The organism is Streptomyces sp. NP-1717 (assembly GCF_022695985.1).
Classification (GTDB): Bacteria; Actinomycetota; Actinomycetes; order Streptomycetales; family Streptomycetaceae; genus Streptomyces.
This window is the reverse complement of the sequence record NZ_JAAPBF010000265.1, coordinates 1-9,183: the sequence shown is the minus strand read 5'-3', so window position 1 is coordinate 9,183 and position 9,183 is coordinate 1. Positions and strand designations below refer to the sequence as shown.

The following is a 9,183-nucleotide window of genomic DNA, read 5'->3' as shown; positions in this document are numbered from 1 at the left end:
CGCGGACCTCCGACAGCGCCTGTTCCAGCGCCCGGAGGAAACGGTCCGTCGTCGCCCGGTCCCGCACCGCGAGCCGCAGCCATCGCGGCCCGAGCCCCGGAAACGTGTCGCCGCGCCGTGCCGCGAAGCCCAGCTCGCGCAGCCGCTCCCGTACGGCCGCCGCCGACTCCGTCGTGACGAGGACGAAGGGCCCCGCCGCCGGTTCCACGGCGCGCACAGCGTCGAACCCGGCCAGCCCGGCCAGCAGATGGGCCCGCTCCGCCGCCGTACGCCGTGCGGCCGATGCGGCCTCCGCGAGCGCGGCGGGCGCCATGCACGCCTCGGCGGCGGCCAGCGCGGGCGTCGAGACCGGCCAGAGCGGCTGGGCCGCCGCGAGCGAGGCGACCGTCGCCGGATCCGCCAGCGCGTAGCCGATCCGCAGACCGGCGAGCCCCCATGTCTTGGTCAGGCTGCGCAGCACCACCAGCCCCGGCACGTCGCCCCGCCCCGCCAGCGCCTCCGGCTCGCCGGGCACCGCGTCCATGAACGCCTCGTCCACGACCAGCGTCCGCCCCGGACGCGCCAGTCGTAGGAGGTCGCCGGCAGGGTGCAGTACGGATGTCGGGTTCGTCGGGTTGCCGACGATCACCAGATCCGCGTCGTCCGGGACGGCGGCCGGATCCAGCCGGAAGCCGTCACCCGCGTCGAGCAGTACCCGCCGCACGGTGTGCCCGGCGCCGAGCAGCGCCGCCTCCGGCTCCGTGAACTGCGGATGCACCACGACGGGGCGCCGAGCGCCGAGGGCGCGGGCGAGCAGTACGAACGCCTCCGCGACGCCCGCCGTCAACAGCACGCGCTCCACCGGCAGTCCGTGCCGGGCGGCGACGGCGGCGCGCGCGGCACGCCCGTCCGGATAGCCGGCGAGACCGGTGAGCGACACGGCGATCCGCTCACGCAGCCAGTCCGGGGGAGTGCCGGGGCGGACGTTGACCGCGAGATCGGTCAACTCCGCGCCGTCGTCACGCACCTCCGCGTCGCCGTGGTGACGCAGGTCGTGCGGGGCCTCCGGGGCGTCAGTGCGCGTGCGCATGACTGCCGTGGCCGTGGTGATGGCCGTGGCCGTGGTCGTGACCGTCGTCGTCCGGGTGGAAGTGCGGCTGCTGCGGAGCCCCCACCTTGTCCTCGAAGCCGGGCAGCGCGATGCGATAGACGCACGAGTCGCAGTTCATCCGCAGATCGCCCCGGACCGCCTCGCGGTAGCGCTCCATGACCAGATCCAGCAACTCCTCGGCCGGCCCCACCACATCGGCCGACGCCACCTCGGTCGCCGGATGCGCCGCCGCCCACTCCTGCGTCTGGCGCACCACCCGCTCCGGCAGGATCCCGGTGAACAGGAAGTACGGCAGGACCACGATCCGGCGCGCCCCGAGCCGTACGCAGCGGTCCAGCCCGCTCGGCACGTCCGGCGCGGCCAGCGACACGAACGCCGTCTCCACACTCGCGTAACCGCGCCCCTCCCAGAGAAGCCGCGCCGCCTTCAGCACCTCCGCGTTGGCGTCGGGGTCGGTCGAGCCGCGTCCCACGAGCAGGACGGTCACCTCCGACCTGTCGCCGTCGTAACCCGCCAGCCCTTCCAGCGCCTCGTCCAGGCGCCGTTCGAGGACCGTGAGCAGACCGGGGTGCGGGCCCAGCGGGCGGCCGTAGGTGTACGAGATCCCCGGGTGCCGTTCCCTCTCGCGCTTGAGCGCGGCCGGTATGTCGCCCTTGGCGTGCCCGGCGGAGACCAGCATCAGCGGGACCGCCGCGAACCGGGTGACGCCCCGCTCGACGAGTTCGGACACCGCGTCGCCGATCGGCGGCGCGGAGAGCTCGATGAAGCCGCCCGCGACGGGCAGTTCGGGGTGGCGCCTGCCCAGCTCCCGTACGAACTCCCGGAAGGCCTCGGCGCCCCCCGTGTCCCTGGTGCCGTGGCCGGCGATGAGCAGTGCGGGTCCGGGGGTGGTCACGCGTTCTCCTTGGCGAGCTGGTGATGGGGCGGGTCGTACGGGTGGTAGAGCAGGGCGTTGAGCGCGGCGGCGGCCACCGCGGAGCCGCCCTTCTCCGAGATGTTGGACACCGACGGCAGCCCGCTCCCGCGCAGCGCCGCCTTCGACTCGACGGCGCCGACGAAACCGACCGGCAGCCCGATCACGAGCGCGGGCGCGGCGTCCAGGAGCAGCAACTCCTCAAGCGCGGTGGGGGCGCAGCCGATCACCCAGATCGCACCCGGCCCCACCTGCTCGTACGCGAGACGCACCGCGTGCGCGGAACGGGTCAGCCCCGGGCCCGGCACGGCCTCCTTGAGACGGCAGACCGCGGTGCGACGGGTGATCCCGGCGGCGACCATCTCCACATCGGCGACGACCGGCGCGCCCTCGTGCAGCGCGCCGTGCGCGGTGGTCAGCGTGGCCTCGTCGCAGACGACATCGGTCACATACGCCACATCCGCCGCCGAGTGGACGACGCGCTCCACGACGGCGCGGGTCAGCGGCGCCAGGTGCGAGGTGTCGACGCGGGCGCGCAGCCTGCGGAACGACTCCTCCTCGATGGGATGGACGACACGCTCCTGCCGGTTCACCGGGCTCCTTCCGACTGCCACCGGTAGCCCCGTGGCGTCACCATGCGGCCCGCGATCTCACGCGTGGCCGTGTTGCCCACCGTCACCACCGTCATCATGTCGACGGTCGCCGGATCGAGCCGGGCGAGCGTGGTGAGCCGGCTGGTGCCGTCGGGGCGGGACGCGTTGCGTACGACGCCGACGGGTGTCGCCGCCGTACGGTGCTCCGCCAGCAGGGCGAGCGCCTTGGGCAGTTGCCAGTCCCGGCCCCGGCTGCGCGGGTTGTAGAAGGTCACCACGATGTCCGCCTCGGCCGCCGCGCGGACACGGCGTTCGATGACCTCCCACGGAGTGTGCAGATCGCTCAGGCTGATCGAGACGTGGTCGTGCCCGAGGGGCGCGCCGAGTATCGCGGCGGCGGCCAGCGCGGCCGTCACGCCCGGTACCCCGACCACCTCGATGTCGTCGGCGGCCTCGGCGAGCGCGGGCGACGCCATGGCGTACACGCCCGCGTCGCCGCTGCCGACGAGGGCCACCGCGTGGCCCGCCTGTGCCTCGGCCACCGCCCTGCGGGCCCGCTCCTCCTCGCGCCCGAGCCCCGACTCGACGACGCGGGTGCCGGGCCGCAGCAGGTCCCTGATCTGGTCGACGTACTGGTCGAGCCCGACGAGCACCGACGCGCGCCGCAGCTCCGCCGTCGCGCGCGGCGTCAGCAGGTCCCGCGCGCCGGGGCCGAGCCCGACGACGGCGAGCCGTCCGCGCGGCGCACGGCGCACAACGGCGCACGTGGCCATGGCGGCCCGCCCCTGAGGGCTGGACTTCCGCTTCGGTACCAGGAGTTCACCGCCCTGCCCGGCGGCGAGCGCGGCGGCCTCGGCGACCGACGGGGTACCGACGGCGGCGAGCGGCGCGTCCGACGGGTTGGGCACGGTGATCGCGGCCAGCGCCTCCGCCGGATACGTCCGTACGGGCACCCCGAGCCGGCCGGCCGCCCCGACGACGCCGGGTTCGTCCGCCTTGGCGTCGACGGTCGCCAGCTCCACCACGCTGAGCACGGAGAGACCGGCGTCCCGCAGGGCGTCCCGGACGAGCCCGTACACCTCGTCGACGCCCGCGCCCCGGCTGGCGCCGACCCCGACGACGAGCGACGGCGGCCGCAGGACCACATCCGCCGTCCCGAGGCCCACGACCCGGTCGGTGACGAGCAGCCGAGGCCCACGGCCGCCGGTCGCTGCCGGCGCCGGACCTTTCGGGTCCACGCCACCCGGCGACCACCCGGTACACGCTGACGCGGCGCCGTCCGCCGACGCCCCGGCCGTGTCCGGCCCGGGGACCGGCTGCTCCGCAGCCAGGGCCTCGCCGGGTCCGTCCGGGGCCGCGACCAGCGGTGCTTGCGTCTCGGACGCCTCAGCATTCGGCCCGTAAGTGCGCGAGGCCGTGCGCGGCGCGGCGCCCTCCGGCGCGCCGGAGATCACCTGCTCCACAGCGCGAGCCCCGCCGGGCACACCGGCGTCGCCCGTGTCACCGGGCAGCGGCTTCGGAGGGAGCACGCCGTGCCCGTCAAGAGGCGTGCCCCGTGTCACGTTCGGGGGCAGCGGGGGCAGCGGCCACACCGCGTCCGCGTGCAGTGTCACCGGGGCGCCGTCGAGGATCGCGCGGGTCACCGCGGCCACCGCGCCCTCCGCCGGGAGGCCCAGCGTGTCGAGGCCGGGGATGCCCGTGACGTCCGTCGCCGTCGTGATCACCGGGGCCGCTGCCAGGACGGAGCCGACCTCCGTCGCCAGGGAGTTGGCCCCGCCGCCGTGGCCGCCGAGCAGCGACACCGCGTAACGGCCCGCCTCGTCCACGCACACGACGCCGGGGTCCGACGCCTTGTCCGTCAGGAGCGGGGCCAGCAGACGCACCGCCGCCCCGGTGGCCAGGAAGCACACCAACTGCTCGCACTCGGCGAACGCGCGCTCCACCGCCTCGCGCACCGGGCCGTCGTAGACGCGGGTCCGGCCGGGCCAGGCCGTGGCCAGCCGGTCGCGGGCCGAGGCGCCCGCCGCCGTGGCGGAGATCAGGCCGATCACTGGTTCGCTCCTCGTAGGGGGTGGGGATCCGCCGAGGGGCGGTCGCCCCACAGCAGGAAGACGGGGTTGGTGCCCGCGAGCCGGGTCACCTCGCCGGGCAGCGGCGCGAGCCGCGAGGAGTGCAGCAGTACGCCACCGGTCGCGAACCCGGCCGACGACAGCGCCTCGCGCACCGCCCCCACCCGGTCCAGCGCGGCGACCGAGACCACCACCGTCCGGCGCGCCCGGCGCGCGCACGCCGTGACGATCGCGGGCAGCTCACGGCCCCCGCCACCGACGAACACGGCGTCCGGGTCGGGCAGCCCGTCCAGTGCCGCGGGCGCGGAACCGTGCACGGTCCGCACGTCCACACCGTGCGCCAGGGCGTTGGCACGGATCCGCCCGACGCCGTCCGGGGACTTCTCCACCGCGACCGCCGCCGCACCGAACCGCGCGCACTCCACGGCCACCGACCCCGAGCCGGCGCCGACGTCCCACACCAGGTCGCCCGTCCGCGGCCCGAGCCTGGCCAGCGCCAGCGCCCGCACCTCGAACTTGGTGATCATCGAGTCGCGGTGCGCGAACTCCTCCTCGTCCAGGGCCCAGCGCGCCGGCCCCGGCCCGCGACCGGCCACCGTGCGCGGCACCGGGGCGTGCGCCCGCGCGCCGTCGAGGCAGAGCACGACACTCAGCGGCTCCGGCCACACGCGGGCCGCCGCGTCGGCGGGGGACACGTGCTCGACCCGCTCGCCGTCCGGATCGCCCAGCGCCGACGCCACGACGAGCGTGCGCGGCGGCCCCGTGTCCGCGAGCGCCGCGCCCAGCTCGGCCGGCCCCGCTCCCGGACCGGTCAGCACGGCCACCTTGGGATGCGCGCGGCAGACGTTGACCGCCGTACGGAGGTCACGCCCGTGCGCGCTGACGACGACCGCGTCGTCCCACGGAAGGCCGATCCGGGCGAACGCCACGGCGACGGACGGGGCGGCGGGCCGTACGTCCAGGGCGTCGGGCCCGAAGCGCCCGGCCAGCGCCCGCACGATCCCGAACAGTCCCGGGTCGCCGGAGGCCAGCACCACGACGCGGCCGGCGCCCCCCTCCGCCCGGTGCCGCGCGATCACGTCCAGCGCCGGCGCCAGTGGCCCGAGCACCACGCGGGAGACCCGCTCGGGCAGCCCGGTCTCCGCCGCGGCCTCCTGGAGATGCCGTCGCCCGCCGACGACCAGCGTCGCCTCCGACAGCGCGCGCAGGCAGTCCGCCGCCAGCGGCGTCCCCGTCCCCGTACCGATGACCGTGATCACCGCGCGGCGCCCCGGGACCGCTCCTCGCGCAGCGCCTTGCGGGCCGACGGGTCGGCCCGCCGGAAGCCGTGGAAATGCCCCGGATGGTAGAGGTGCGAGCGGGTCCCCGACGCGGACAGCGCGGGCCCCACCAGGAACAGCGTGTGCTTCCAGAGCCTGTGCTCCTTGACGGTCTCCTCCAGCGTGCCCAGGGTGCAGCTCACGACCAGCTCCTCGGGCCAGGTCACCTGGTGGGCGACGACGACGGGGGTCGACGTCGGATAGCCGCCCTCCAGCAGCTCCTGGGTGAGCTGGCCCGACCGCGCGGCCGACAGGAACACCGCCATGGTCGTGCCGTGCCTGGCGAACTCCCGCACCTCCTCACCGGGCGGCATCGGCGTCTTCCCGCCGCCCAGCCGGGTCAGGATCACCGACTGCGCGACCTCAGGAATCGTCAGCTCCCGCCCCGCGACGGCGGCGACGGCCGAGAACGACGAGACCCCCGGCACGATCTCCACCTCCAGACCGAGCGCGGCGCAGCGGTCGGCCTGCTCCTGCGTACCGCCCCAGAGGGCCGGGTCGCCGGAGTGGATCCGGGCGACCTTCAGACCGTCGCGCACCGCCCGTTCGTACACGGCGACGACGTCCTCCAGGGAAAGTGCCGCCGAGTCGAGGATCTCCGCGCCCTCGCGCGCGTGCTCCAGCACCTCGGCCCGTACCAGGCTCGCCGCCCAGATGACGATGTCGGCGGCGGCGATGGCGCGTGCGGCGCGGAAGGTCAGCAGATCGGCGGCGCCGGGGCCCGCGCCCACGAAGGTCACCTTGCCGACGGTGGTCCCGGCAGTGGTCTCGGTCATGAGCGGCGGTCCTCGCGGGTCAACGGGGCGGGGGAGCGGAAGGGGTGAACATGAACGTGCGGACCGGGGGGCCGATCGGCTAGCAAGGGCGTATGGCGGTGTTCGTCGCGCTCGGCGCGTTCCTCATGACGCTCTTCGGCGGCTGGACGGCGCGGCGCGTCACCGACCGCCGCCATCTGGTGCTCGGCCTGGCCGGCGGGCTGATGCTCGGCGTGGTCGGTCTCGAACTGCTGCCTGAAGCCATGGAGATGGCCGGCGAGGACTTCCTCGGCGTACACCAGGCGCTCCTGCTGTTCGTCGGCGGATTCCTCTTCGCGCACGTCGTGGAACGGCTGCTGGCGGTCCGCCGGGCCGCGCACGGCGCGGCGGACGGCGCGGCGGACGGCGCGGGCCCGCACCGTCACGGCGGGGCCGCCGGAAGGCCGGCGCGCACCCCCGAGGTGGGACTGACGGCGGCGGCGGCGATGGTCCTGCACAGCCTGATGGACGGCATCGCGCTCGGCGCGGCCTTCCAGGTGGGCGGCGGCGTCGGCGCGACCGTCGCGCTCGCCGTCATCACCCACGACTTCGCCGACGGATTCAACACGTACACGCTCACCAGCCTCTACGGGAACGACCGCCGCAGGGCCTTCGCGATGCTCCTCGCCGACGCGGTCGCACCCGTCGTCGGCGCCGCCTCCACGCTGCTGTTCACCCTTCCGGAGGAACTTCTCGGCAGCTACCTCGGGTTCTTCGGCGGCGCACTGCTGTATCTGGCCGCCGCCGAGATCCTTCCGGAGGCGCACCACGAGCACCCGGCGCTGTCCACGCTGCTGTGCACCGTCGGCGGCGTGGCGTTCATCTGGCTGGTGGTGGCCCTGGCCGGCTGACCCCGGCCCGGCGGTGCGGAGGGCGCTCACAGCTTGCCCCCGCGCCCGCCGTCGCGCCGCGCGGGCGCGATGAGCGTCGAGAGGTACGGCAACGGCCCCTGCTCCAGCTCGGACGCGGGCCGGATCGACTCCTCCGGCAGCCCGAGGGCCGACCCCCACACCGCGCCCTCCGTACGGCCGGTCTCCCGCAGCGCGGTGGCGACTTCGCCCGCCAGCCGCCCGAACTTGTACGCCACGACCGTGCCGGGACCGTCCAGCGCGTCCTTCAGTACGGAGGCGCCCGCCGTCACCGGCACCAGCGTCAACGGCTCGGTCCCCTCGGCCAGTACGACCTCGCCGCGCGCGGCGAGGTCCTGCATGGCGGTGATGCCCGGAACGGTCTCCACGACCGTCCCCGGCACCAGCTCACCGATCGTCTGCGCGAGATAGGTGAAGGTCGAGTAGACGTTCGGGTCGCCGATCGTCGCGAACGCCACGCTTCCGTGCGGATGCGCGCGCAGCAGCGCGGCGACGCGCCGGCCCGCCGCGTCCCAGGCGGCCTCACGGCGGGCACGGTCCGCGCGCTCGTTGAGCGCGAAGACGATCCGCACCACGTTCCCGGCGCCGACGTGGTGCAGCACGGTCGCCTCGGCCCGGCCGGGCTCCCCGCCGTCCGTGCCGTCGGGCGCCGCCATCACGGGGACGACGACGACATCGGCCTCCCGCAGGCACCGCACGCCCTTCACCGTCACCAGTTCCGGGTCACCGGGCCCCACGCCGACCCCGACGAGTCTGCCGCTCATGCCGTGCACCTTTCGACGAATCTCCGTGCCATACCGGGCGCCGCCGCCCAGTGCGTATGCAGATAGCTGGCGTGCACACCCCGCTGTACGAAGCCCTCCACCCGGCGCTCGGGCCGTACCAGCCCCCAGGCGGGCGCCGCACCGGCCCCCGGCTCCAGCACCGTCCGGTGGAACTCGTGACCCCGCAGCCGTGTCCCGGCGGCCGCGAGGACGCTGTCCCCGACGGCGACGGCTTCCCGGTACCCGAGCGTCAGCCGCCGCGACATCCGCGCGTCGGCGTCGAGCACCCCGCACATGGGCGCCCCGTCGAGCGACCGCGCGAGATAGAGCAGCCCGGCGCACTCGGCGGCCACGGGCGCGCCGGAGCGCGCCAGTTCGGCGACGGCCTCGCGGAGGGGTTCGTTGGCGCCCAACTCGGCGGCGTACACCTCGGGGAAGCCGCCCCCGATGACCAACCCTCCGGTTCCGGGCGGCAGTCGCTCGTCACGCAGCGGATCGAAGACGACGACATCGGCGCCGGCGGCGCGCAGCAGCTCGACGTTCTCGGCGTACGAAAAGGTGAACGCGGCCCCACCGGCGACAGCCACGGTCAGCCCCTCCGCCCCTTTGAGCCCGGCGGTCCCACTCAGCCCCTCCGGCGTTTGAGGAGCGGGGCCCGGGGCAGCGCCCCGAAATCCAGCCCGCCCGGCGTTTGAGGGCACGGCCGAAGGCCGTACGGGGTCCGGGGCGGAGCCCCGGTTGTGGGAAGGGGCGGGCAGGGGAACAGCCCCGC

General features: G+C 75.5%; 8 protein-coding genes and 1 pseudogene. 1 reads left to right on the top strand and 8 read right to left on the bottom strand.

Annotated elements, in window-relative coordinates; translation table 11 throughout:
* From cobC to cobM, 6 genes are all read right to left on the bottom strand, one after another.
* A partial coding sequence (cobC, locus tag GXP76_RS31500) for an Rv2231c family pyridoxal phosphate-dependent protein CobC (RefSeq protein WP_242575032.1) occupies positions 1-1,069 on the bottom strand: 1,069 nt, incomplete at its 3' end.
* Positions 1,053-1,985 (bottom strand): sirohydrochlorin chelatase, encoded by a 933-nt coding sequence (locus tag GXP76_RS31495; RefSeq protein WP_242575031.1) that lies wholly within the window; start codon positions 1,983-1,985, stop codon positions 1,053-1,055. The genes cobC and GXP76_RS31495, both read right to left, overlap by 17 nt.
* Positions 1,982-2,596 (bottom strand): precorrin-8X methylmutase, encoded by a 615-nt coding sequence (locus tag GXP76_RS31490; protein ID WP_242575030.1) that lies wholly within the window; start codon positions 2,594-2,596, stop codon positions 1,982-1,984. Before GXP76_RS31490 ends, GXP76_RS31495 begins: the two co-directional genes overlap by 4 nt.
* Complete coding sequence (gene cobJ, locus GXP76_RS31485) at positions 2,593-4,647, bottom strand: precorrin-3B C(17)-methyltransferase (RefSeq protein WP_242575029.1); 2,055 nt, start codon at positions 4,645-4,647, stop codon at positions 2,593-2,595. Before cobJ ends, GXP76_RS31490 begins: the two co-directional genes overlap by 4 nt.
* Positions 4,644-5,924 (bottom strand): precorrin-6y C5,15-methyltransferase (decarboxylating) subunit CbiE, encoded by a 1,281-nt coding sequence (gene cbiE, locus GXP76_RS31480; protein WP_242575028.1) that lies wholly within the window; start codon positions 5,922-5,924, stop codon positions 4,644-4,646. Before cbiE ends, cobJ begins: the two co-directional genes overlap by 4 nt.
* Positions 5,921-6,760, bottom strand: a complete 840-nt coding sequence (gene cobM, locus GXP76_RS31475) for a precorrin-4 C(11)-methyltransferase (protein ID WP_242575027.1) — start codon at positions 6,758-6,760, stop codon at positions 5,921-5,923. The genes cbiE and cobM overlap by 4 nt, the downstream gene beginning before the upstream one ends.
* A 92-nt stretch (positions 6,761-6,852) precedes the next feature.
* On the opposite strand from cobM, the gene GXP76_RS31470 reads away from it, so the two are divergent.
* A complete protein-coding gene (locus tag GXP76_RS31470) occupies positions 6,853-7,629 on the top strand; it encodes a ZIP family metal transporter (protein ID WP_242575026.1) in 777 nt (258 codons plus the stop codon).
* Positions 7,630-7,655: 26 nt separating this feature from the next.
* Here the strand turns inward: GXP76_RS31470 and cobI are convergent, their stop codons facing one another.
* A complete protein-coding gene (gene cobI / locus GXP76_RS31465; protein WP_242575025.1) occupies positions 7,656-8,411 on the bottom strand; it encodes a precorrin-2 C(20)-methyltransferase in 756 nt (251 codons plus the stop codon).
* A pseudogene (locus GXP76_RS31460) lies at positions 8,408-9,183 on the bottom strand (cobyrinic acid a,c-diamide synthase); the annotation flags it as partial. The gene cobI and the pseudogene GXP76_RS31460, both read right to left, overlap by 4 nt.